Source organism: Candidatus Pantoea edessiphila (assembly GCF_002933355.1).
Taxonomy (GTDB): Bacteria; Pseudomonadota; Gammaproteobacteria; order Enterobacterales; family Enterobacteriaceae; genus Pantoea_C; species Pantoea_C edessiphila.
Genome location: NZ_PDKU01000002.1, coordinates 33,205 through 58,504 on the forward strand (window position 1 = coordinate 33,205; position 25,300 = coordinate 58,504).

Consider the following 25,300-nt stretch of genomic DNA (forward strand, 5'->3'; position numbering starts at 1 on the left):
TCGAAGATGCAAACTAATATTTATTGAATTTATTGATTTAGGTTTATAATGTGAAATTATTATCTAAAAATTCACGTCTTATTTTATCTCATAATGATACCATTGTTATGGGCATTTTAAATATTACTCCTGATTCTTTTTCAGATGGTGGTAAGTATAATATATTATCAAATGCATTGTTTCATGTTAATCACATGATCAATGCAGGTGCTAGTATTATTGATGTAGGTGGAGAATCAACTCGCCCAGGTGCTAAAAACATCAGTATTGGAGAAGAATTAGAACGTGTAATTCCTATAATTGAAGCTATTAAAAAGAATTTTAATACGTGGATATCAATTGACACTTCTAAACCTGAAGTAATGCAAGAAGCTTTAAAAGCAGGTGTTCACATGATTAATGATACTCATTCTTTATCTAAAGATGGAGCTCTTGAAGTTGCAGTGAAAGCTAATGTACCTGTTTGTATTATGCACTATCCAATTAAGCTTTCTAAATATCAAAATATTGTACACTTAGTTGATAGTTATTTTTCTAGTAAAATTGATGATTATGAAAAAGCTGGAATTAATAGAAATAATATAATTCTTGATCCTGGATTTGGATTTGGTAAAAGTCTTATGAATAATTATCATTTATTAGCTAACATAACTAAATTTCATCATTTTGGTTTGCCTTTATTAGTAGGTATCTCACGTAAATCAATGATTGGTAAGCTATTAAAAGTTAGTGTATCAGATTGCCTGACAGGAAGTATTGCTTGCGCAGTTATTGCTTTAATGCAGGGTGTTCAAATTATTCGTGTGCACGATGTTAAAGAAACTATAGGAGCTATAAATATAGTCAAAACTGTAAAGGAATGTAGTTATGGGTAATCTCAAATATTTCGGTACAGATGGTATTCGCGGGAAAGTAGGAGAGTTGCCAATCACGCCAGATTTTGTTTTAAAACTAGGTTGGGCAGCAGGAAAAGTCTTAACAAGACACGGATCAAAAAAAGTAATTATAGGTAAGGATACACGTATTTCTGGTTACATGCTAGAATCAGCATTAGAATCAGGATTATCCGCAGCTGGTTTATCAGCTGCTTTTACTGGACCAATGCCCACACCAGCTATTGCATATTTAACACGTACCTTTAGAGCAGAAGCCGGTATAGTTATTTCTGCATCACATAACCCCTATGATGATAATGGTATTAAATTTTTTTCTTCAAACGGAACTAAATTACCTGACTATGTAGAAGAATCTATTGAATTAGAAATGCAAAAACCAATAACTTGTGTTGAATCTTCACTATTAGGACGTGCTAGTCGAATTGTTGATGCATCAGGTCGTTATATTGAGTTTTGTAAAGGAACATTTCCAAATAATCTTAATCTTAATGGATTAAAAATTGTTGTTGATTGTGCTAATGGATCTACTTATCATATTGCACCTAATGTTTTAAGCGAATTAGGAGCTGAAGTAATCTCTATTGCTGTACAGCCAAATGGTGTAAATATTAATAAAGAATGTGGTACATCTCATATTTACATGTTACAACGTGTTCTTTCAGAAAAAGCTGATTTAGGTTTATCTTATGATGGTGATGGTGATCGTATTACCATGATTGATCATTTAGGTCAGAAAGTAGATGGTGATCAAATTCTTTATATTATTGCAAGAGAAGGTTTAAAACAAGGTAACTTAAGTGGTGGAGTAGTAGGGACTTTGATGAGTAATATGGGATTAGAAATTGCTTTAAAGCAATTAGGTATTCCATTTGAACGTGCCAAAGTAGGAGATCGTTATGTAATCGAAAAAATGAATGAAAAGGGTTGGAGGTTGGGAGCTGAAAATTCAGGTCATGTAATTTTATTAGATAAGACTACTACTTGTGACGGCATTATTGCTAGTTTACAAGTTCTAACAGCTATGGTTCGTAATCAGATGAGTTTACATGATTTATGTAGTGGAATAAATATGTTTCCACAAATTTTAATAAATATTCATACACCGAGTAATATAAATCCTTTAGAAAACAATAATGTAAAAAAATTGACTAAAGAAATAGAAGAAGAACTTTCTGAATATGGTCGTGTGTTACTTAGAAAATCTGGGACTGAACCTCTTATCAGAGTCATGGTAGAAGGTAAAGATAAAAAACAAGTAAAAGAACTAGCTGATCGTCTTGTGAAGCAAATTAAATTAACTATTGATATAATATAATATGTTTGTTAATATTCTTACATATGGTTTATGCATAGGATTCTAAATTTTAAAATGATTTTACAGGTGTAAGCTAATTATGTATTTAGCTATTTTGATAACATTTTTTACCGTGTCTATTACTTTTATAGTTTTAGTCATGTTTCAACAAAGTAAAGGTGCTGGTATAGAAAATTCTTTTAATTCAAATACATCAGGTGTGTTATTTAACACAATCAGTTCTGATTGTATCTTAAATAGAACTATTGTTATTTTAGCTATTTTATTTTTTTTGATTAATTTGATTTTAAGTAACTGGAATAATAATAATATTTCTAATAGAACTGCATGGGAAAATCTTTCTGTACCTACAAAGACACAGAAAGTAAATTTTTCTTCTAAAAAGCTTAATAAGCATAATTAATATATGTAAAATTAGTTGATAAAATACCGAGGTGGTGGAACTGGTAGACACGCTACTTTGAGGTGGTAGTGCCTTTTTTGGTTTACGGGTTCAAATCCCGTCCTCGGTACCATTTGTCTATTGTCTATAGTGTATTGACATGATTAGTAACAAATGCTAGAAATGCATGCTCTAAGATATTTTTATAAAATATTTTCCTTAGATTTAATCTATTGTTTTAATTATCTAGGGAGGGGTTATTTGGGAATATTAATTATTTGCTTAACTGATAACAAAAATCCCCGATTTTGACGGGGTTTTTTGTTATCAGTTAAGCAAAAGTTTTTTATTGTTTATGTTCTAAACGGAGAATAGTTTTTGTCCAAATTACAAAGAAATTTAATAAAATTAATATCAACAAAAATAGAGAAGCTTGGATACCAATTAATAGGCATTTATTTTATTAAAAATCGTGTATCAACTCTCCGTATTTATATTGATAGTAAAAATTATATCAATAAGGGCATTACTATAGATGACTGTGCAAATGTTAGTTACCAAATAAGTAAAATGATGGACATAGAAGACTTGATTATCACACCATATAATCTTGAAGTTTCATCACCAGGATTAGATCGTCCTCTATTTACTTCAAAACATTATCTGAAATCTTTAGGCAAAGAAGTACGTTTATTATTATATGTAGCCACTCAAAACCGCCGCAAGTGGAAGGGAATTATTAAATCTGTTAAAGGAGATATGATTACGGTAAATGTTGAGGGATACGATAAAGTATTTGCTTTAAATAATATTAAAAAAGCAAAATTAGTTCCCTGCTTCCAGAATCCGGATTGAGAAAAATCAAAATGAACAAAGAGATATTAGCTGTTGTAGAAGCCGTTTCTAACGAAAAAGCTTTGCCACGTGAAAAGATCTTTGAGGCGTTAGAACGAGCCTTAGCTACTGCAACTAAAAAAAAGTACGAACAAGAAATAGATGTACGCGTAAGTATTAATCGTAAAAGTGGTGATTTTGATACCTTTCGTAGATGGGAAATAGTAGAAGAGGTGATACAACCAACACGTGAAATTACACTTGAAGCAGCTAGATTTGAAAATAAAGAGTTTAATGTAGGTGAATATATTGAAGATCAAATAGAATCAGTAACTTTTGACCGAATAACTACTCAAACTGCTAAACAAGTTATTGTACAAAAAGTACGTGAAGCTGAACGTGCTATGTTAATTGATAAATTTCGTAAACAAAAAGGTGAAATGGTTAAATGTGTAGTAAAAAAAATTAATCGTGATAGCATTTCCTTAGATTTAGGTAATAATGCAGAAGCTATAATATTACGCGAAGATATTTTACCTCGTGAAAACTTTAGACCAGGAGATAGAATTCGTGGAGTGTTGTATTCTATACGTCCTGAAGCAAGAGGTGCACAATTTTTTATTACTCGTTCTAAACCTGAGATGCTAATTGAATTATTTCGTATTGAAGTACCAGAAATAAATGAAGACATTATTGAAATCAAAGCAGCTACTCGTGATCCTGGTTCTCGTGCTAAGATTGCAGTTAAAACCAACGATAAACGCATCGATCCCATAGGTGCCTGTGTAGGTATGCGTGGTTCACGTGTTCAAGCTGTCTCTAATGAATTAGGTGGAGAACGAATTGACATAGTACTGTGGGATGATAATCCAGCACAATTTGTTATTAACGCAATGGCACCAGCTGATGTGACATCAATTATAGTTGACGAAGATAATCATACTATGGATATTGCTGTTGAAGCAAGTAATCTTGCTCAAGCAATCGGTCGTAACGGACAGAATGTAAGATTAGCTTCACAACTTAGTGGTTGGGAATTAAATGTAATGACTATTGAAGATTTACAAGCAAAACATCAGGCTGAAGCTCATATAGCAATCAATATGTTTACTAAACATCTTAATGTAAGTCAAGATTTTGCTACAATTTTAGTTGAGAAAGGCTTTTCTTCTTTAGAAGAACTAGCATACGTACCAATCAGTGAATTATTAGAAATTGGTGGTTTAAACGAAGATGTTATTAAAAAATTACGCAAACAAGCTAAAAATGTATTAACTACTTTAGCATTAGCTAAAGAAGAGACTATAGGTACTAATAGACCTGATAAAGATTTATTGAATTTAAAAGGGTTAAGTCGTGCTTTGGCTTTTCGATTAGCATTAAAAGGTATTTCAACATTAGAAAAATTAGCTGAGCAAAGTATTGAAGATCTAGTTGACATTGAAGAGCTTACTAAAACACAGGCTGGTACGTTGATTATGGCTGCACGTAATATATGTTGGTTTGGTAATAAAGCGGAATAACGGGAAGGAATATAATGATAGATGTAACCGTACAATCGCTGGCCTCAGAAATTCAGATTTCAGTAGATCGGTTAATTCAACAATTTGCTAATGCAGGAATCTTTAAATCTGAACATGATAAAGTAACTCAGAATGAAAAAGAAATTTTATTATCTTATTTAAATCATGAACATGGGACTAAGAATCATTCTGATAAATTGATTTTACAACGTAAGATAAGAAGTACTCTAAATATTTCAAGTGTTGGAGGAAAACATAAATCAGTAAAAATTGAGGTTCGTAAAAGACGTACTTATACTAAAGATATTACAGAAATAGCAAAATTTAATGTAGAAAAAAACCAAAAAGTACAAGACAAACTATTATCAGAAAATGTAACTACATCAAAAAAATCAGAAAGAAATAAGAGCTTAACAGATAATAAAAATAAAGTAAAAAATCATAAAGCTACTGAATCAATGATTAAAACTCTACAAAACAACAAAAAACTTCTAGAAGTTGAAAAAGCTGAGCTAAAACGTAAAACTGAAGAAACAACACACCGTAGAATCGCAAGAGAAACACGTATTGCAATAGAAAAAGTTCATCTTTCGGCTGAAAAAAAAGCTGAAGATTGGAAGAATAAGGAAGAAAATGATCATAATCTAAATGATAATAAATATACCCATCGCTCTGAAGATGAAAACGATCGTCAAATTGAATCTAGCCGTAAGTATATGCGTAATAATAAAATATTGCGTTCAATAAAAAAAAGCAATAAACGTACTGAACCAAAAAGTGATCTTGAAGAATTACGAGGTTTTATTAGAATCAATAAAAGTAATAAAAATCGTAATAAACAAAATATACTACAACAAAGTTTTAATAAACCAAGTCAAGCAGTAAGCCGTAATGTAGTCATTGGAGAAACTATTACTGTTTCTGAATTAGCTAATAAAATGGCTGTTAAAGGTTCATCAGTAATTAAAGCAATGATAAAAATGGGAGCTATGGCAACAATTAATCAGGTTCTTGATCAAGAAACAGCTCAACTTGTTGCTGAAGAAATGGGACATAAAGTGATATTACGTAATGAAAATGAATTGGAAGAATCATTAATAAAAGATCGTAATATTAACGCTGTACAGGAAAATCGTGCACCAATCGTCACTATTATGGGTCATGTAGATCATGGTAAAACTTCTTTGCTTGATTATATTCGTTCTACTAAAATAGCTCCTTGTGAAGCTGGCGGTATTACCCAACATATTGGTGCTTATCATGTTGAAACGAAAAATGGGATGATAACTTTTCTAGACACTCCAGGACATGCAGCATTTACATCAATGCGTGCACGTGGAGCACAAATAACCGATATCGTAGTTTTAGTTGTTGCTGTAGATGATGGAGTAATGCCACAAACTGTTGAGGCTATACAACATGCAAAAGCAGCTAATGTACCTGTTATAGTAGCTATCAATAAAATTGATAAACAAGAAAATGATCCAGAACGCATTAAAAATGAATTAACTAAATACAACATTATTCCAGAAGAATGGGGTGGAGACAATATATTTGTTAATGTTTCTGCAAAAAATGGAATTGGTATTAATGATTTACTAAATGCAATTTCACTGCAAGCAGAATTACTAGAATTAAAAGCTGTTTATCAAGGTATGGCAAGAGGAGTAGTCATAGAATCATTTTTAGATAAAGGTAGAGGTCCAGTAGCTACTATCTTAGTAAGAGAAGGACAACTTAACATTAATGATATTATTCTTTGTGGTTTTGAGTACGGTCGTGTTCGTGCAATGCGTGATGAACATGGTTGTAAAATAATAAGAGTAAAACCATCAATTCCTGTTGAAATTCTAGGCTTATCTGGCGTACCAGCTGCAGGTGATGAAATGACTGTTGTGCGAGATGAAAGAAAGGCTCGTGAAGTTGCTCTTTATCGTCAAGGTAAGTTTAGAGAAATAAAATTGGCACGTCAACAGAAATTTAAATTAGAAAATGTGTTTTCTAGTATAGAAAAAAACGAAATATCTGAATTAAATATTGTTTTAAAAGCAGATGTGCAAGGTTCTGTAGAAGCGATTTGTGATGCAATAATTAAACTATCTACTAAAGAAATAAAAGTAAATATTATATATTCTGGTGTAGGTGGTATAACCGAAACTGATGCTACTTTAGCATCTGCATCTAATGCAATTATAATAGGATTTAACGTTCGAGCAGATGCATCAGCTAGATATATCATTGATAATGCAGCTTTAAATGTTCGTTATTACTCTGTAATATATAATTTAATTGATGAAGTCAAAGCAGCAATGAGTGGCATGTTAACACCTGAGTATAAACAACAGATCATCGGATTAGCTATTGTTCGTAATTTATTTAAATCAATAAGATTTGGTTCTATTGCAGGTTGTATGGTATTAGAAGGTAATATAAAGCGCAATAATCCTATTAGAATTTTACGTGATAATGTAGTAATTTACGAAGGTGAACTTGAATCTTTAAGACGTTTTAAAGAAGATGTTAATGAAGTACGTAATGGTACGGAATGTGGTATAGGAGTAAAAAATTACAAAGATATACACGTTGGTGATATAATTGAAGTGTTTGAAACTATAAAAATAAAACGTACAGTTAATTAATATACTTCATAAAATTCGATAGGTAAATACAGTAAGAGCCTATCGAATTAGCAGTAAGTGGGTGAAAAACAATGGGAAGAGAATTTGATCGTTCACTTCGTGTCTCGCAAGAGATTCAAAAAGAAATTACAATGATATTACAATATAAAATTAATGATCCTCGTTTAAAAATGATGATTACCGTATCTGGTGTTGAAGTATCTCGTGATTTATCATATGCAAAAATATTTGTTACTTTTTTCAAAGAACAAAATGAAGATAAACATATCATAAAAAACGGACTACAAGCACTAAAAGAATCTTGTAATTATATACGAATTTTATTGAGTAAAAATATGAAATTACGTGTTATACCTAATTTGTCTTTTTTTTATGATAATTCTCTTGAAAAAGGTAAATATATTTGCAATCTTATCAAGATAAATAAATAATAAAATAATCATCAAAAATTTAATGGATTACCTGAATAAGGAATTTTAATGTATTTTAGTTCTTTCATTACAAATGGTATTTTATTATTGGATAAACCAAGTGGTATTACATCTAATAATGCATTGAAAGAGGTAAAGCATATTTTTGGCATTAATAAAGCAGGATATACTGGTACTTTAGATCCTCTAGCAACGGGAATGTTACCTATTTGTTTTGGAGAAGCTACTAAATTTTCGCAATATTTATCAAATGCCAACAAACGTTATTTGGTATTAGCTAGATTGGGTAAAAAAACTGATACATTAGATAAATGTGGTAATATATTAAAAGAAAGTCCTATTGATTTTAATATAAAAGATTTACATAATGTATTGAAAAGTTTTGAAGGTATTATTTCGCAATTGCCACCTATGTTTTCAGCATTAAAATATAAAGGTATTCCTCTATACAAATATGCTCGCAAGGGTATAATAATTAAAAGAAAAGAGCGTTTAATTACTATTTATGAATTAAATTTTATTAAATGGATCGACGATGAATTAGAATTAGAGGTTAATTGTTCTAAAGGTACCTATATTCGTACTCTTATTGATGATATAGGAGAAAAATTAGGTTGTAGTGCTCACGTAATAAAATTACGTCGTTTACAAGTTGCAAACTGTAATTTAAATAAAATGTTCACTTTTGAACAATTAAATAAATTGTTTTCTGTTTTTGTTAAAACTGGTATGTCTCTAAAAGATCTGGTTGATCGTTTAATTTTACCAATTGATAGTCAGTTATCCCATTTACCTACGTTAAATTTGCTTCCTTGTAACGTTAATAAATTGAAACAGGGAAAATTAATATCTGTTGATGAAGTTTTACCAAAAGGATTTTTACGAATAACAGAAGGTGATTTTTGTAAATTTGTTGGTATCGCAAAAATTATTAATAACGGTTTTATAGCTCCACATCGTTTATTAAATATTTGTTGAGATCAATCAACTAAATTTTAATAATCACTTATACATATTTACTGAATGAGTAACAATAATAAAATATATATCTAAATAAATATCGGTTATAATAAATTGATATTCAATGGAGTCAATTATGTTCGTTAATCTAGAGCTTAAAAAAGAAATTATTGCCAATTATGGCAAAAATACTAATGATAATGGTAGATCTGAAGTACAAATAGCTTTATTAACTTTTCGTATAAATCATCTTCAAGAACATTTTTCTCAACATAAAAAAGATTATCATAGTCGTATGGGGTTATTACGTATAGTTTCTCAACGTCGTAAACTATTAGACTATTTGAAACATAAAGATATTATAAGATATACTAATTTAATTGATAATCTTAATATACGTCGTTAAATTATAAGCAATAATTTTTACCGGTAATTATATGAATAAGTTTTGAATAATTCTATATAATTAAATAGTAATATTTTATATTACTAAACTAATTAGTAACAATTTAATACAAATTATTTTTTGTTACTTAATATGGTCTTTATTTATATAACAATGTTTTATATTGTTTGTTTTTATTTCAATATATAATTAAAGATCCGTAATCAATGGCAGGCTGAAAAAATAGCGTTGCCCTCAAAGCTGAGGAATTTGATTTTGTTTAATCCGATCTCACGAAAATTCCAATACGGTCAACATACCATCACTTTAGAAACTGGTATGATAGCAAGACAAGCTACTTCAGCCGTCATGGTAAATATGGATGACACTACAGTATTTGTAACAGTTGTAGGTCAAAAAAAAATTAAATCTGAACAAGATTTTTTCTCCCTTAATATAACCTATCAAGAGCGTAGCTATGCAGCTGGTCGTATTCCAGGAGGTTTCTTTCGTCGTGAAGGAAGACCGAGTGAAAGCGAGATTTTAACAGCTCGTTTAATTGATCGTCCTATTAGACCTCTTTTCCCAGAAAATTTTAATGACGAAGTTCAATTAATAGCTACTGTACTTTCCGTAAATCCTCAAATACATCCAGATGTGGTTGCTATGATTGGAGCTTCAACAGCTCTATCTTTGTCAGGTTTACCATTTAATGGTCCTATAGGTGCTGCTCGTGTTGGTTATATTAATGATCAATATGTATTGAATCCTACTGTCAACGAGCTTAAAGAATCTCGTTTAGATTTAATAGTAGCTAGTAGTAAAAATGCTGTTCTTATGGTTGAATCTGAAGCGAAAATTTTAACTGAAGAACAAATGTTGAGTGGTATAATTTTTGGTCATAATCAACAACAAGTTATAATAGATAATATCAATGAATTAGTAAAAGAGACAGGTAAGTCTTCTTGGGATTGGGAGCCAGAGATAACTGATGATACATTGACATCACGTATTGAAAAATTATCTAAAAACAGATTAAGTAATGCTTATTATATAACTGAAAAACAAAAACGTCATGAAGAAATTAATTTGATAAAAAATAACGTTATCACTACAATACAAACTGAAGATGAAAATATATCAGATATTCAAATTCATAAAGTACTACATTCTATAGAAAAAAATATAGTAAGAAATCGTATAATAAAAGGTGAACTACGAATTGACGGCCGTAAAAAAGATATGATTCGTAGTTTGGATATTCGAACTGGTATATTGCCTCGTACTCATGGTTCAGCTTTGTTTACTCGTGGAGAAACGCAAGCTTTAGTTACTACAACTTTAGGTACTACAAGAGATGCTCAAAACTTAGATGAATTAATGGGAGAACGTACTGATAATTTTTTATTTCATTATAATTTTCCTCCATATTCTGTAGGAGAAATAGGACTTGTTGGTTCACCTAAACGTCGTGAAATAGGCCATGGAAGATTAGCAAAACGTGGAATATTAGCTGTTATGCCTAGTGAAGAAGATTTCCCCTATACTATTCGTTTAGTGGCTGAAATTACTGAATCTAACGGTTCATCTTCTATGGCTTCTGTATGTGGAGCATCTTTAGCGCTTATGGACGCTGGAGTACCAATTAAGTCTGCTGTTGCAGGTATTGCAATGGGTTTAGTAAAAGATAACAAAAGTTTTGTTATTCTGTCTGATATTTTAGGTGATGAAGATCATCTCGGAGATATGGATTTTAAAGTAGCAGGTAGTTGTGAAGGTATTACTGCATTACAAATGGATATTAAGATAGAAGGGATTACTCGTGAAATAATGCAAATTGCTTTAAATCAAGCTAAAGAAGCTAGATTACATATTTTAAAAGCAATGGAGCAAGCTATAAGTACACCTAGGAATGAAATTTCTGAGTTTGCACCACGTATTTACACTATTTACGTAAGTCCAGCAAAAATTAAGGACATAATTGGTAAAGGAGGTTCAGTAATTCGTACCCTTACAGAGGAAACATGTACTAATATTGAACTAAAAGATGACGGTACTATAAAAATTGCAGCTACTGATAACTCAAAAGCTGAGGCAGCAATTCAAAGAATTAAAGAAATTACTTCAGATGTAGAAGTAGGCCGTACTTATGTTGGTAGAATAACTCGTATTGTTGATTTTGGTGCTTTTGTTAATATTAATAGCAATAAGGAAGGTTTAGTGCATATATCTCAAATAGTTCACAAACGTATTGATAAAGTATCTGACTATTTAAAAAATGGTCAGGAAGTATTAGTTAAGGTTATAGAAATTGATCGTCATGGACGTATTAGATTAAGCATTAAAGATGCTATAAAATCTGATTTAAATATAGAAAAAATTGTATCAAATAAATAATTATTGCATTAAATATATTTAATATCATTATTTTAAATAATATTAAGTAAAAAAATGAAATATTTTATATACAATATAACTTTTCAGATATTATAATATAGATCTATTGGTTTAATAAAATTAGTTGAGTATTAAATTAAACCATAAATATTTAAGATTATTAAATTATAGAAATATAAAATGAAAATTATCTTTATTAATTATAATAACATATAGATATAAAACAATTTTTTAGATTTTAGTTAGTATTAGTATATTTTAGTTTAATAAATATTAAAATCTTATTTTTTAAAACTACAATTGTCTTGCAAATATTTATTAATATAATACAATTTAATGTATTTAATTAATGTATTTAAAAACCATGATCATAAAATGATATGATGATGTATTTTTCTTTGTGTTAGTACTTTTCTTTTAATCCAATCTATATCGTTAATAAAAATATTACATATTACAAAAAAATCATTTTAATTTAAACTAGCTTCTTAATTACTTAGAGGAAAATACATTGCATGACCGATATTAAAATAACTTTTAATGATTTTGGTTTAAAATCTGAAATACTTAAATCGTTAAAAAACATGGGCTATAAAAAGCCTTCTCCAATTCAAATTGGTTGCATTCCCTATTTACTATCTGGTCATGACGTATTGGGAATGGCTCAAACAGGGAGTGGTAAGACTGCAGCTTTTGCTTTGCCTTTATTAAACAACATTAATCATAATATAAAAATGCCACAAATTTTAGTTTTAGCTATAACCAGAGAACTAGCAATTCAAGTTGCCGAGGCTATTACAAAATTCTCTCAATACATTCGAGGAATAAATATAGTTGCTATTTATGGTGGTCAACGTTACGATATACAGTTACGTGCATTGCGTCAAGGACCACAAGTAATTGTTGGAACTCCTGGACGCCTTTTAGATCATTTAAAACGTGGTACGTTAAATTTGTCAAAATTAAAAGGATTAGTTATAGATGAAGCAGACGAGATGTTACGTATGGGTTTTATTGAAGATGTAGAAAATATTATAGAACGTATTCCTGGAAATCGTCAAACTGCTCTATTTTCTGCAACTATGCCAGATGAAATTCGTCGTATAACTAAACGTTTTATGAAAAATCCTCAAGAAGTACGTATAAAATCAAGTATAAAAACACAACCAGATATTAGTCAAAGCTATTGGACAGCATGTGGTCGTAAAATTGATGCACTGATTCGTTTTTTAGAAACTGAAGATTTTGATGCTGCAATTATTTTTGTACGTACTAAAAATGCTACTGTAGAAGTAGCTAATATTTTAGAAAAACACGGATATAATAGTGCTGCATTGAATAGTGATATAAACCAGTCATTACGTGAACAAACATTAGAGCGTCTTAAAGATTCTAGAATTGATATATTAATTGCAACTGACGTTGCTGCACGTGGTTTAGATGTTGAACGTGTTAGTTTAGTTATTAATTATGATATCCCATTAGATGTGGAATCTTATGTACATCGTATTGGTAGAACTGGTCGTGCAGGTCGCGCAGGTCGTGCACTTTTGTTTGTTGAGAATCGTGAACGTCGTTTATTACGTAATATCGAAAAAAGTATAAATAAAACCATAACAGAAGTTAAATTACCTAATGCTGAAGTACTAGGTCAACGTCGTTTAGCTAAATTTACAGAAAAAATAAAAAAACAGCTTCAAAATAACGATCTGGATCAATACCGTAGATTACTCTCTAAAATGAATCCAGAAGAAAATTTAGATATGGAAACTTTAGCAGCAGTATTGCTAAAAATAGCTCAAGGAGAACGTCCTTTAGTGCTACCTAAGGATATACCATGTACTGTGAATCGTAATAAATTACATAACCGTAATGATAATCGTCATGCAAGAGAATTAAAAAATATACGTAATACTAAAACAGAAAAAAATCATTATAATAATTTAAGTATTAATATGAATGAAATGCTACTATACCGTATTGAAGTAGGACGTAATGATGGAGTTGAAGTTCGTCATATCGTAGGAGCTATTGCAAATGAGGGTTCCATTAGTAGTCGCTGTATTGGAAATGTTAAATTATTTAATACTCATTCAACTATAGAATTATCAAAAAGTATTACATGTAATGTCATGCAATGCTTTAATAGAACACGTATTTTGAATAAACCAATAAATATGCAATTAATAGGTGATTCACAATTAAGTAAAGGAAGTATAAATCGTAATTCTAATCGAAATCATAGGCATTTTACTGTAGAACGCAGAAGCATTTTTAATAAATCATAAATAAATTCGATATTTTAGCTTTTTATAAAAAATAATTTTCAATATGATTAAAAAGGAACTTCATCTGTTAGTTCCTTTTTCCTAATTATAAAATAAAAATACTTACTTAAGTACTAATTGATTTTAAAAATTTCATGGACTAAAAGAATGTGTATAATTACTCTTGTATCTTAAATTTTTTAAAACAACAACACATATTGTCATTATGTTGTTTTTATGAAAATAATTTATGGTGTGCTAACTGTTTTTACGTATTCAAAGAAAACAATATGTCTCTTTTATTTATGACAAATTTGGATACAAAACACGGTTTATATTTGTCAAATAATCCTCACATAGTTGGAACAATTAATAATTGTACAAAAAATATATCTTTAATAAAGGGAATACAATATACAGGCTTCGTTTCAATATTAACAGGATATAAAGAAAAAAAAGCATTATGTCATTATTATAAACGTTTTCCAATGTTACATACGCTTGATTCGTCTATTTGGTCAATAAATTTAAATGAAATAAAAATGACCGATAATACAGTTAAATTCGGAAATAAAATTATTTGGTACAGAAAAAAATAAAATAACCAGTAAAATCAAGATGATCAGGTTATTAGAAGGATTCTTATTGATTTTTTAAAATCGCATAGCAATTGCTTCAATCTCAATTAAAGCTCCTTTTGGAAGTTTAGAAACTTCAACACAAGAACGTGCTGGAAATTTAGATTGATTTTCTATAAAAAACAATTCATAAATTGAATTTACTGTATCAATATCATTGATATTTTTTAAGAAAATTGTAGTTTTAACAATATTTTTTACTTGTAATCCTGCTGTTTCAATAATTGCTTTTACATTATCTAGTGTTTGGCGTGTTTGCTTAGATATTTGATTATGAATCATACCTGTAATTGGATCTATCGGTATTTGGCCAGAAGTAATAATTATATTACCTAAATCTATACCTTGAACATAAGGTCCAATAGGAATGGGTGCTTTTTTTGTTTTTATTTCGTAAAACATTTTTATTCCTAAATATATTTAATTATTGACTTTATTTAATATTATCTCTTGACATATAAATTCACTTTCATAATAAAGAAAGATAAATATTTAGCTTTATACATTGTTAATCACATTGTAATACTATGTATATACAAAGTTAATTTTATTAAATTTTTATTACCTATTAAAATCAGATGGTAAATTTAAACCAACAGTAACATGTTGTTTTATATTCTTTAATTAAAGAAATGAAAATAATTTTATACCCATCTGTTATATAATATGATCTATAATAGTACTTCTTTTGCTTTTGATTGCTGATAATTGAATATGAACCAGTAGTAGTTGATTAATTGTATTCATATCTTTATATTATTCATAATTTAAATTATAGGTTGATCATGTAAAATTAATGCTAATAAAGCTTGTCGAGTATACATTCCATTTTTAGCTTGATGAAAATATCCGGCGTGAGGGGTTTTATCTACTTCAACCCCAATTTCTCCAACACGTGGTAAAGGATGAAGAATTTTCATGTTCATACGAGCATTTTCTAAATCACTAAATTGCAAAACTAAGTTTGAGTCAGTATTGAATAATTCTGGATTTATAATACGCTCTTTTTGTATTCTAGTCATATAAATGATATCTATGTGAGCAATTATTTCATTAATATTAGTATAATACGACCAAGAAATATTTTGTTTATCAAGCATGTTAATAATTTCATTAGGCATGGATAGATCAGGATGAGATATAAAAAAGAAACGATTACCCTTAAATTTAGCTAGAGCTTGAGTAAGTGAATGTACGGCTCGTCCATATTTTAAATCACCTATTATAGCTACATTCAAATTGGTCACACGATTTTGTGTTTCATAAATAGTGTATAAATCAAGTATAGTTTGTGTTGGATGCTGATTAGATCCATCACCTGCATTTAACACTGGAATACCATTAGAAAATTTTGCTGCTAAACTTGTAGCACCCTCTTGTGGATGTCTCATTATAATAGCATCTACATATTTACTAATTACTGAAATAGTATCAATAAGAGATTCGCCTTTCTTTCCTAAAGAAGTAGTATTGACATCAGTAAAACCAACTACTGAAGCACCTAAGCGATGGATAGCTGTTTCAAATGACAGACGAGTACGGGTAGATGCTTCAAAAAAACAACTAGCTATTACTCTATGTTTTAATAATTCTGGTCTTGGTTTAGCTTTTATTATTTCTGTAGTACGCAGCATAAGCATTAATTCAGTAGAACTAAAATCATTTATTGAAATAATATGTTTATGGTACAATGTATTGGACATATATTTCTTTTCTTCCTTTTATTTTTCATTAGGATATAATACAACGTTAGATCAGAAATAAACAATATAATAAAAATTTTTATTTATCATTTATATTAATTAAATCAATTAATAAATTATTATTGTTTATTTTCAAAATATCTTACATACAATTAAAAAATAATAAAGATGTTAAGTTTGATTAAGAGTTGCTACCATAATAGCTTTGATAGTATGAAGTCTGTTTTCTGCTTGATCAAACACAATACTACTTTTTGATTCAAATACATCATTACTGACTTCAATACCATTTTGAAAATGATATTTTATTGATAATTCAGCACCAAGTACAGTATTTCTGTCGTGTAAAGATGGCAAGCAATGTAAAAATTTAATATTAGGGTTGTTGGTTAATTCTAACATTTGATTATTAACTTGATATTGTCTTAATAAATGAATGCGTTCATCCCAAATTTCTTGTGATTCTCCCATAGATACCCAGACATCAGTATATATAAAATCTACGTTTTTTACACCTTCTTTAAGATTGTCAGTGAAAATTATTGTGCCTCCGTTTTGTTGAGATATTTTAATACAATCTTTAACAAATTGATTTTGTGGCCAAAATTTTTTATGTGTTAATATTTTTAAGTTAAACCCATACAAAGCTGCCGCTTCTATTATACTGTTACATATGTTGTTTTTTGCATCACCTACATATACTAATTTTATTTCGTTCAATGCTGTTTCTGGTAGATGCTCTTGCATAGTTAGAAGATCAGCAACTAATTGAGTAGGATGAAATTCGGTTGTTAAACCATTCCAAACTGGAACACTAGCATATTTTGCTATTTCTTCTATTAATTCTTGATTAAATCCTCGATATTGAATTCCATCATATATCCTACCTAGTATTCTTGCTGTATCTTTGATTGATTCTTTATAACCAAGTTGAGTAGTTTTTTGATTTAGATAAGTCACATGGGCACCTTGATCATAAGCAGCTACTTCAAACGAACATCTAGTACGAGTAGAATTTTTTTCGAAGATTAATACAATGTTTTTTCCTTGTAAATATTTTATTTCATTTTTATTTTTTTTATGTTCTTTTAATTTAGAAGACATTTTAATCAAATAATTTATCTCATTTGAAGAAAAATCCAGTAATCTTAAAAAATGACGTTTATATAATTGACACATACAATTCTCCATTGCATTATAAAATGATATCAATAGTGGCAACAATTGTATTAATTTGAAAATTAAATAAAATAATATTATCGCTTCTTAATATAAATTCTTTTATAATTATTATAAAAATTGTTTTAATAGTTATATTTACAATAATATAAATTATAGGTTTTGTATTTTAGTTTTTTGATTTATTAATTTTTCTTTTTTTTGTTCCATTTCTTTTATTTTATTTTGTTCTTGTATTACAATCGTTTTCGGAGCAAGAGAAATAAAATTACTATTAATAAATTTGGATTTTATTTTCTTAATTGCTAAATCAACTTTTAGTATTTCCCTGTTTAAACGACTTAATTCTGTATTTTTATCTATTACTTCAGTTAATGGAATTACAATTTCAGCTTCTTTTATGATTTTAGTTGCCAAAACTGGACCTTTTTCTTTTGTGAATAAAATAGTTAATGTTTTTAAATTTGCTAATTTTGTTAAAATAATATTGTTAGATGTTACAAGATTAATAACTGATTGAGAACAATTAACTAAAGATAAATCTATTAATTCATTTGCTTGTAAATGTATTTCTTTCCGAAGATTACGTATCGCAATGATAAATTGCTTAATCCAGCTAAAATATTTTTTAGATTCTTGATCATCTCTTTTATCCTTGTAACAAGGAAATGATTGATACATTATTGTATCTTCATTAAGATTTTTAAATATTTTTATTTTTTGCCATATAGCTTCAGTAATAAAAGGAATGATAGGATGAGCTAATCTAAGTAAAGATTCTAATACAAATAATAAAGTGTATCTTACAGAATTAATATTACATTCTGTTCCATTCTTTAATACTATCTTAGCTATTTCTATATACCAATCACAAAATTCATTCCAAGTAAAATCATATAATGTATTAGCTGCAATATCAAAACGATAAGAATCAAGTGCATTCCTATAAAATTTTGTTACGTCATTAAACTTAGTTAAAATCCAGCGATCTGAAACTGATAATTTAATATCTTTATGATTTTGACTAATATTAAAATCATCTAAGTTAATTAGTACAAAACGACTAGCATTCCATATCTTATTACAAAAATTACGATAGCCTTCTAAACGATTCATGTCCCAATTAATATCACGACCAGTTGACGTTAAAGCAGCTAAGGTAAACCTCAAAGCATCAGCACCTGATGGTTTTATTCCATATGGAAACTGTTTTTTTGTGCTTTCCTGAATTTTTTTAGCTAATTGAGGTAATAACATATTACTAGTGCGTTTTTTTAATAGTTCTTTTAATGAAATACCATCTATTATATCAATTGGGTCAATCACATTACCCTTAGATTTTGACATCTTTTGACCTTTTTCATCTCTAATTAAACCAGTCATATAGATAATTTTAAAAGGTATTTGAGGATTACCATTTGAATCTTTGATGATATACATTGTCAACATAATCATACGAGCTATCCAGAAAAAAATGATATCAAAACCACTTACTATAATATTAGTAGGATGAAACATATTAAGCAGTTTATTATTTTCTGGCCAGCCTAAAGTAGAAAAAGTCCACAAAGCAGATGAAAACCAGGTATCTAGTACATCATTATCTTGCCATAATATGGTATTAGGATCTAAATTGTTTTTCTCTCGTACTTCTTTTTCTGTTAAAGCAGCATACACTTTACCATGATTTGAATACCAAATAGGAATACGATGTCCCCACCATAATTGCCTTGAAATACACCAGTCTTGAATATTATACATCCAAGAGAAATACATATTTTCGTACTGCTTTGGTATAAATTTTATATCTCCTTTTTTTACTGCTTTAATTGCCATATATGCCAATGGTTTAGTTTTAATATACCATTGATTAGTTAACATAGGTTCAATAATTACTTCGCTTCGATCACCATAGGGAACACTTACAATATGAGATTCGATTTTTTCTATTAAACCCAGTTGCTTAATGTCCTTTATAATAGCTTCTCTTGCTACAAAACGATCCATTTTTCTAAATTTAATAGGAATTTCAATATTGTAGTTACTAATTTTTAAACCTTTTGTATCATAAATTTGAACATATTCACAAATACAACCAGTTAGAGTAAAAATGTTAATCATATGTAATTTATGACGACAGGCTACTTCATAATCAATAAAATCATGCGCAGGAGTAATTTTTACACAGCCAGTTCCTTTATTTATATCTACAAATTCATCACCAATAATGGGAATCTCTCGTTTTAATATTGGTAATATAACTGATTTTCCAATAAGATTGTTATAACGAAAATCATTAGGATTGACTGCAACTGCAGTATCACCCAGTAACGTTTCGGGACGAGTAGTAGCAACTACTAAATAATTTTCACCATTAACAGTTTTAACACCACTGGAAAGAGGATATCGAATATACCAAAATTTACCTTCAACGTTTTTGTTTTCTATTTCTAGATCGGAAATTGCAGTGCACAATTTAGGATCCCAATTTACTAATCTTTTACCACGATAAATCAATTTGTCAGTATAGAGACGAATAAATACTTCTTTTACTGCTTTAGAAAAGCCATCATCCATAGTAAATCTTTCACGTTCCCAATCCACTGAATTACCAAGACGACGCATTTGGTTATTAATAGTACTACCTAGTTCTTTTTTCCAATTCCAGATTTTTTTAATAAATTCATCACGTTCATAGTCTTGTCTTAGCTTGCCTTCTTCTGTTTTAATCTTATTTTCAACAATGATTTGAGTTGCAATACCAGCATGATCGGTACCAGTTTGCCATAATGTATTTTTACCTTGCATCCTATTATAACGAACAATAATATCAATTATTGTTTGTTGAAAGGCATGACCCATATGTAAACTACCAGTTACATTTGGTGGCGGTAACATTACACAGAAACTTTCTTTATTAACATCCTCACTTGGTTTAAAATAGCCGCTGTTTTCCCAATGTTCATAAATAGTTTGTTCAAATGTTTTTGGATCGAATTGTTTTTCCATATTTTTATTTTATTAAATTACTGTAATTTTAAATTTAAAACCTAATTTACGATATTCTCTGTAACGAATACGAGCTAGTTTTTTAAGATGATCTTCCTGGGGGACAAAATCTATTATTTCATTAACATCACCAATACAATTGGTAAAATTGATAAATAAATTAATTAAAATATCGTAAGAAAAAAAATTAATTTTATTTTGTGAACATATTATTTCTATTGGTCCTCGACCAATTATTCCTTCTTTAAATAAATTATGAGGGATAAAAGCATTTAATGGATCTTTCCATAAATTTTTATCAATTCGTATAGCTTGCTTAATGTTCTCACAGTAAATTAATACTCGTTTTCCTTGATACCAATATTTTCTAGCTATATAAGATGTCAGTGTTTCAAAGTAATTTAAACTGCTGCAACTTAATATATGGGATTTTATAACATAAAATATTACTTTTTTCATAATATTTATAATAAGATGTTAATCTTCTACATTTAGTCCTACTCGATTCAATAAGTACTGTGATATCATTGCTACTGGTCTTCCAGTAGAACCTTTATATTTTCCTGATCTCCAAGCAGTACCAGCAATATCTATATGTGCCCAATTATATTTACGTGTAAAACGGGAGAGAAAACAAGCTGCGGTTATCACTCCTGCAGAACGACCACCGACATTTACCATATCTGCAAAACTAGAATCTAATTGATCATTATATTCATCAAACATAGGTAAACGCCATGCGCGATCTCCTGACTGTTCAGATGCACTAATAAGATCATGTGCTAATGGATTATGATTTGATATTAGACCACTTGTATGATCACCTAAGGCAATTACACAAGCTCCCGTTAAAGTTGCAATATCAATTACCGAATCTGGTTCAAAACGCTCAACATAAGTTAATGCATCACATAATATTAATCGACCTTCAGCATCTGTATTTAATACTTCAACTGTTTGACCTGACATTGTCGTTAGTACATCACCTGGACGAATAGCATTACCGTCTGGCATATTTTCACAATTTGCCATAATACCAATTACACTAATTGGCAAATTTAATTGTGCAACTACATGCATAATACCATATACTGCTGCAGCACCACACATGTCATATTTCATTTCTTCTAATCCACTAGATGGTTTTATAGAAATTCCTCCTGAATCAAATGTTACTCCTTTACCAATTAATACAATAGGTTTAGATATTGAATTATTAGGTTTATACTCAATAATTGACATTAATGGTTGATTGTTTGAACCTTTACTTACTGCTAAATAGGCATTCATTCCTAATTTTTTCATTTGATCTTCTTCAAGGATAGTTGTATGAATATTATCAAATGTTTCTGCAAGTTTATGTGATTGTAGTGCAAGATATTCAGTATTGCATATATTTGGTGGCATATTTCCAAGATCTTTGGCAATTTTTATACCAGTTGCAATCGCAAGGCCGTGTTGGATAGCTTTTTCTCCAATGGTAAGTTCACGTCTAGTGGTTACATTAAACACTAATTTACGCAATGGTCGTCTTATTTCTGTTTTATTAGTCTTTAATTGATCAAAATTATATAGCTCTTCTATAGAAGCTTCTACGGCTTGTCGTACCTTCCAATAAGTATTTCTTCCTTTAACATGTAGTTCAGTTAAAAAACATACTGATTCCATAGATCCTGTATGATTTAAAGTATTAATAATTTTTTGAATTATATGTTTATATTGACGTTCATTAAGTTCGCGCTCTTTTCCACACCCGATAAGCAGAATACGTTCTGATAGTATATTTGGTACATGATGTAATAGTAGAACTTGGCCTACTTTACCTTCAAGTTCACCTCGTCTTAATAAAGCACTAATATATCCGTCAGTAATTTTATCTAATTGTTCTGCAATAACGGATAAACGACGTGGTTCAAAAATACCAACTATAATACAAGCACTACGTTGTTTTTCTGGGCTTCCACTTTTTACACTGAAATCCATGTATACTCCTGATTTTTTTGACAGTAAATTTTATCAAAGATAACAGTTACAGATATTATTCTATTTGTAATATTTAATTATTATATTGGTTTCTACAAATAAATTTATAATAGGATTGTTATTTAAGTATATTGAAAATATTTTATAAAAAAATAATATGTTAATTATTACAAAATTATTAGTTGATAAAAACAATAACTATTACATAGTTTATTTTAATAAATTTATATTAATATAAATTTTTCAAAAACATAATAGAATAAATAATCAAATTTTTATTTTGAAAAATATTAATGATTTAATCAATCTATCTTTTTGCTATTTCATAATAAAGTAATTTTTTCAATATGATGACATTTTAATATATATTACTTAATAGAATTATGATTCTAAATCATATAGTTAAATTAACTTCAAATTATAACATCATAATGTTAGTATTTCATAATTTTATAAATTAATTTAATTTGAATGATTAATTAATATGATCTATTTGTTGAAATTATAACATAATGCATTTAATTTAGCTTTAAAACTAGTTAGTAACAGATCAATAAAAAGCTTAATTTTCATTAAAAATATATTAATTTTTTTAAATTTAGAACTTTACTTTAAGACATGATCATTGATCAAAACAATTGTTGTTATTTTATTGTAAAAAAATTTCATATGTGTCATTATTAACTGAATAAAAATTAAAAATGATAATATTCTATCACATTGATTTTTTGATTTTAAAAGCCGAAGTGGCGAAAACAGGTAAACGCAGTTGATTCAAAATCAACCGTACGTGAGTACATGTCGGTTCAATTCCGACCTTCGGCATACATACGTTAATATTTAATATACATTTTATCAATTGCATTTTAATTATATTTTCATGTGTTTATTTAAATACATAATTTTTTGTCTAATATTATTGAATTAATTCTTTTAAAAAGATAATTATACTACAAACTCATAGTTATATTAATTTCATTTTAATACATTATGTTTATAGTTAATCATTAAAAAAACAAACTTTTATGCGAAGAGAGGGATTTGAACCCTCATATCTTATTAAGACACTAGCATCTGAAACTAGCGCGGCTACCAATTTCGCCATCTTCGCATTTCATTTATGAAGGATTAATATTCTTAATACAATATTTTAATTTATTCTATTATAATATTAATTGATTTCTTGAACTTAGTAAACTAAGAAGATACACTTCCTGTTTTTTTCATTAAATAAATCTAAATTGGACATATATTAACTAACTAGCGAGATCGTTTTGATGGTTATTGAAAATTACAGTATGTTATTTAAGCATAATAAAATATTACAAACAATAGGAATTGTTAAATATAAACTATATAGATTCAGTTTACTTAAAGGATTATCGGATTTTAACTTTTTATCTAATATCAAGTTAATAATAGTAACTAGTGAAATAAATAATTTAAATAAATTATTTATACAAGATGTAATGTATTCCTTACATTTAAAACCTATTCAAGTGATAATAATTGAACCAAAGCAATTATCATTAATTTTAAATAAATTAAATTGTCTTTATTGGTTCATAGGAAAAGAAATTAAAGAACCGATTAATGGTATTGTATTACGCAGTGAATCTATGACTAGGTTAATTAATAGTAGTGATGAAAAGCGTTCTTTATGGAATCAGATATGTAAATATGGTATATATCAATTATATTAAAAATTATGTAAATTTAAATAAAATATTTATTCTTAAATAACAATTAATAAAGGAACTAAAATGACAATTGATTTATGTGATTTACCTGAAAATATATCACATTGGTCAAATTTTCCTATTCTTTTAACGAATGATGAAATAATAAAATTATATTCTTATAACAAGGAAAGTTGGATATTATATGGTAAAAAATTAAATAAAGAAATTTTAATGAATTATAGAAAAGAACTTAAAATTGATTTAATAGTTACTAATTTTTGGATTATTGATGAATATAAAATAGCTTCTATAGGAGGATTAATTACATTATCTGCTATTATATTGGCAAACAAATTAGGATTAGATATAGCACCACTAATGAATATTCCGAGTTTAAAAAAACCCGGATTATTAGTAATGGATATGGATTCAACAGCAATTCAAATTGAATGTATTGATGAAATTGCTAAATTAGCAGGATGTAGTGATGCGGTTGCTAAAATAACTAAACTTGCAATGCTTGGCAAAATAGATATGATTGAAAGTCTTCATCAACGTGTTGCTATGTTGAAGGGTGTTGATATAAGTATCCTTAAAATAATTTTGGATAATTTACCTTTAACTTCTGGTTTAATACAAATAGTTAATAAATTACATTTATTACATTGGAAAATAGCTATTATATCTAGCGGATTTAAATATTATGCTTCTCATCTAGAAAGCAAACTTAACTTATCATATGTTATAGCTAACAATTTGGAAGTATATAATGGAAAGTTAACTGGGAAAATAATTGGTCCTATAGTTGATTCTAGATATAAACTCATAAGTTTAAAAAAAATCGCTCAAAGGTTACTAATACCTTTAGAACAAACTGTAGCTGTAGGTGATGGTTTTAATGATTTATTAATGATAAAATCTGCAGCTTTAGGTATTGCGTATCATGCAAATTCTATTGTAAACAAACAAGTAGAAACAAAAATCGTTCATTCGGATCTAATGGGTATATTTTGTATACTTAGCAGTACTATACACTAACCAATTCCATTAACATCATTACTGATTTTAAAAATCATC

General features: G+C 28.5%; 19 protein-coding genes, 3 tRNA genes and 1 pseudogene. 16 read left to right on the forward strand and 7 right to left on the reverse strand.

Annotated features, from left to right (window positions below; all coding sequences use genetic code 11):
- The first annotated feature begins 50 nt into the window (after nt 1-50).
- The 13 genes and pseudogenes from folP (at nt 51) to CRV10_RS01915 (ending at nt 14,628) form a co-directional block, all read left to right on the forward strand.
- Entirely contained in the window at nt 51-875 is an 825-nt protein-coding gene (gene folP / locus CRV10_RS01855) for a dihydropteroate synthase (protein WP_136130126.1), read from the forward strand.
- Nucleotides 868-2,211: a phosphoglucosamine mutase gene (gene glmM, locus CRV10_RS01860; protein ID WP_136130127.1), complete on the forward strand. Its 1,344-nt coding sequence runs from the start codon at nt 868-870 to the stop codon at nt 2,209-2,211. Before folP ends, glmM begins: the two co-directional genes overlap by 8 nt.
- Nucleotides 2,212-2,290: 79 nt before the next feature.
- Nucleotides 2,291-2,614: a preprotein translocase subunit SecG gene (gene secG / locus CRV10_RS01865; RefSeq protein ID WP_136130128.1), complete on the forward strand. Its 324-nt coding sequence runs from the start codon at nt 2,291-2,293 to the stop codon at nt 2,612-2,614.
- A 25-nt stretch (nt 2,615-2,639) separates the two neighbouring features.
- Nucleotides 2,640-2,726, forward strand: a tRNA-Leu gene (locus tag CRV10_RS01870).
- A 245-nt stretch (nt 2,727-2,971) separates the two neighbouring features.
- Nucleotides 2,972-3,448: a ribosome maturation factor RimP gene (rimP, locus tag CRV10_RS01875; protein WP_136130129.1), complete on the forward strand. Its 477-nt coding sequence runs from the start codon at nt 2,972-2,974 to the stop codon at nt 3,446-3,448.
- An 11-nt stretch (nt 3,449-3,459) separates the two neighbouring features.
- Nucleotides 3,460-4,950 carry a transcription termination factor NusA gene (gene nusA / locus CRV10_RS01880; protein WP_136130130.1) on the forward strand — a complete coding sequence of 497 codons (1,491 nt, stop codon included), beginning with the start codon at nt 3,460-3,462 and terminating at the stop codon, nt 4,948-4,950.
- Nucleotides 4,951-4,964: 14 nt separating this feature from the next.
- On the forward strand, nt 4,965-7,589 hold the full coding sequence (gene infB / locus CRV10_RS01885; RefSeq protein WP_136130131.1) for a translation initiation factor IF-2: 2,625 nt from the start codon (nt 4,965-4,967) through the stop codon (nt 7,587-7,589).
- Nucleotides 7,590-7,660: 71 nt separating this feature from the next.
- Nucleotides 7,661-8,020: a 30S ribosome-binding factor RbfA gene (gene rbfA, locus CRV10_RS01890; RefSeq protein ID WP_136130132.1), complete on the forward strand. Its 360-nt coding sequence runs from the start codon at nt 7,661-7,663 to the stop codon at nt 8,018-8,020.
- A gap of 48 nt (nt 8,021-8,068) precedes the next feature.
- Entirely contained in the window at nt 8,069-8,998 is a 930-nt protein-coding gene (gene truB, locus CRV10_RS01895; RefSeq protein ID WP_136130133.1) for a tRNA pseudouridine(55) synthase TruB, read from the forward strand.
- Nucleotides 8,999-9,116: 118 nt separating this feature from the next.
- Entirely contained in the window at nt 9,117-9,386 is a 270-nt protein-coding gene (gene rpsO, locus CRV10_RS01900; protein ID WP_136130134.1) for a 30S ribosomal protein S15, read from the forward strand.
- A 255-nt stretch (nt 9,387-9,641) separates the two neighbouring features.
- Entirely contained in the window at nt 9,642-11,762 is a 2,121-nt protein-coding gene (pnp, locus tag CRV10_RS01905) for a polyribonucleotide nucleotidyltransferase (protein ID WP_136130135.1), read from the forward strand.
- Between the two features lie 515 nt (nt 11,763-12,277).
- Nucleotides 12,278-13,975 (forward strand): annotated as a pseudogene (locus CRV10_RS01910) (DEAD/DEAH family ATP-dependent RNA helicase); the annotation flags it as partial.
- Nucleotides 13,976-14,319: 344 nt separating this feature from the next.
- Nucleotides 14,320-14,628, forward strand: coding sequence for a PNPOx family protein (locus CRV10_RS01915; RefSeq protein WP_136130137.1), 309 nt, complete (start codon nt 14,320-14,322; stop codon nt 14,626-14,628).
- Between the two features lie 54 nt (nt 14,629-14,682).
- On the opposite strand, the gene CRV10_RS01920 is transcribed toward CRV10_RS01915, so the two are convergent.
- From CRV10_RS01920 to pepA, 6 genes are all read right to left on the reverse strand, one after another.
- Nucleotides 14,683-15,069 carry a Rid family detoxifying hydrolase gene (locus CRV10_RS01920; RefSeq protein ID WP_136130138.1) on the reverse strand — a complete coding sequence of 129 codons (387 nt, stop codon included), beginning with the start codon at nt 15,067-15,069 and terminating at the stop codon, nt 14,683-14,685.
- 365 nt (nt 15,070-15,434) lie between these two features.
- Nucleotides 15,435-16,370, reverse strand: a complete 936-nt coding sequence (gene pyrB, locus CRV10_RS01925; RefSeq protein ID WP_136130139.1) for an aspartate carbamoyltransferase — start codon at nt 16,368-16,370, stop codon at nt 15,435-15,437.
- A gap of 171 nt (nt 16,371-16,541) precedes the next feature.
- Nucleotides 16,542-17,549 carry an ornithine carbamoyltransferase gene (gene argF / locus CRV10_RS01930; protein ID WP_136130140.1) on the reverse strand — a complete coding sequence of 336 codons (1,008 nt, stop codon included), beginning with the start codon at nt 17,547-17,549 and terminating at the stop codon, nt 16,542-16,544.
- 153 nt (nt 17,550-17,702) lie between these two features.
- The gene (locus tag CRV10_RS01935; RefSeq protein ID WP_136130141.1) at nt 17,703-20,558 is read right to left on the reverse strand and encodes a valine--tRNA ligase; all 2,856 of its coding nucleotides are present in this window, start codon (nt 20,556-20,558) and stop codon (nt 17,703-17,705) included.
- Between the two features lie 12 nt (nt 20,559-20,570).
- Nucleotides 20,571-21,017 (reverse strand): DNA polymerase III subunit chi, encoded by a 447-nt coding sequence (locus tag CRV10_RS01940; protein WP_136130142.1) that lies wholly within the window; start codon nt 21,015-21,017, stop codon nt 20,571-20,573.
- An 18-nt stretch (nt 21,018-21,035) separates the two neighbouring features.
- Nucleotides 21,036-22,541 (reverse strand): leucyl aminopeptidase, encoded by a 1,506-nt coding sequence (gene pepA / locus CRV10_RS01945; RefSeq protein ID WP_136130143.1) that lies wholly within the window; start codon nt 22,539-22,541, stop codon nt 21,036-21,038.
- Between the two features lie 740 nt (nt 22,542-23,281).
- Between pepA and CRV10_RS01950 the strand changes: the two genes are divergently transcribed.
- Nucleotides 23,282-23,366 (forward strand) — tRNA-Leu (locus tag CRV10_RS01950).
- A gap of 201 nt (nt 23,367-23,567) precedes the next feature.
- Here CRV10_RS01950 and CRV10_RS01955 read toward each other — a convergent pair.
- Nucleotides 23,568-23,652 (reverse strand) — tRNA-Leu (locus CRV10_RS01955).
- Nucleotides 23,653-23,818: 166 nt separating this feature from the next.
- Here CRV10_RS01955 and CRV10_RS01960 point away from each other — a divergent pair.
- Nucleotides 23,819-24,244, forward strand: a complete 426-nt coding sequence (locus tag CRV10_RS01960; RefSeq protein WP_136130144.1) for a DNA polymerase III subunit psi — start codon at nt 23,819-23,821, stop codon at nt 24,242-24,244.
- Nucleotides 24,245-24,304: 60 nt separating this feature from the next.
- Complete coding sequence (serB, locus tag CRV10_RS01965; RefSeq protein ID WP_136130145.1) at nt 24,305-25,261, forward strand: phosphoserine phosphatase SerB; 957 nt, start codon at nt 24,305-24,307, stop codon at nt 25,259-25,261.
- The last annotated feature ends 39 nt before the right edge of the window (nt 25,262-25,300 follow it).

Bases quoted from the DNA above. Each gene is read 5' to 3' on its own strand.
- serB (WP_136130145.1), top strand. From the start codon at position 24,305: ATGACAATTGATTTATGTGATTTACCTGAAAATATATCACATTGGTCA.
- pyrB (WP_136130139.1), bottom strand. From the start codon at position 16,370: ATGTCCAATACATTGTACCATAAACATATTATTTCAATAAATGATTTT.
- secG (WP_136130128.1), top strand. From the start codon at position 2,291: ATGTATTTAGCTATTTTGATAACATTTTTTACCGTGTCTATTACTTTT.
- CRV10_RS01960 (WP_136130144.1), top strand. From the start codon at position 23,819: ATGGTTATTGAAAATTACAGTATGTTATTTAAGCATAATAAAATATTA.
- glmM (WP_136130127.1), top strand. From the start codon at position 868: ATGGGTAATCTCAAATATTTCGGTACAGATGGTATTCGCGGGAAAGTA.
- rpsO (WP_136130134.1), top strand. From the start codon at position 9,117: ATGTTCGTTAATCTAGAGCTTAAAAAAGAAATTATTGCCAATTATGGC.
- argF (WP_136130140.1), bottom strand. From the start codon at position 17,549: ATGTGTCAATTATATAAACGTCATTTTTTAAGATTACTGGATTTTTCT.
- nusA (WP_136130130.1), top strand. From the start codon at position 3,460: ATGAACAAAGAGATATTAGCTGTTGTAGAAGCCGTTTCTAACGAAAAA.
- CRV10_RS01920 (WP_136130138.1), bottom strand. From the start codon at position 15,069: ATGTTTTACGAAATAAAAACAAAAAAAGCACCCATTCCTATTGGACCT.
- truB (WP_136130133.1), top strand. From the start codon at position 8,069: ATGTATTTTAGTTCTTTCATTACAAATGGTATTTTATTATTGGATAAA.
- pepA (WP_136130143.1), bottom strand. From the start codon at position 22,541: ATGGATTTCAGTGTAAAAAGTGGAAGCCCAGAAAAACAACGTAGTGCT.
- CRV10_RS01935 (WP_136130141.1), bottom strand. From the start codon at position 20,558: ATGGAAAAACAATTCGATCCAAAAACATTTGAACAAACTATTTATGAA.
- infB (WP_136130131.1), top strand. From the start codon at position 4,965: ATGATAGATGTAACCGTACAATCGCTGGCCTCAGAAATTCAGATTTCA.
- CRV10_RS01940 (WP_136130142.1), bottom strand. From the start codon at position 21,017: ATGAAAAAAGTAATATTTTATGTTATAAAATCCCATATATTAAGTTGC.
- CRV10_RS01915 (WP_136130137.1), top strand. From the start codon at position 14,320: ATGTCTCTTTTATTTATGACAAATTTGGATACAAAACACGGTTTATAT.
- rbfA (WP_136130132.1), top strand. From the start codon at position 7,661: ATGGGAAGAGAATTTGATCGTTCACTTCGTGTCTCGCAAGAGATTCAA.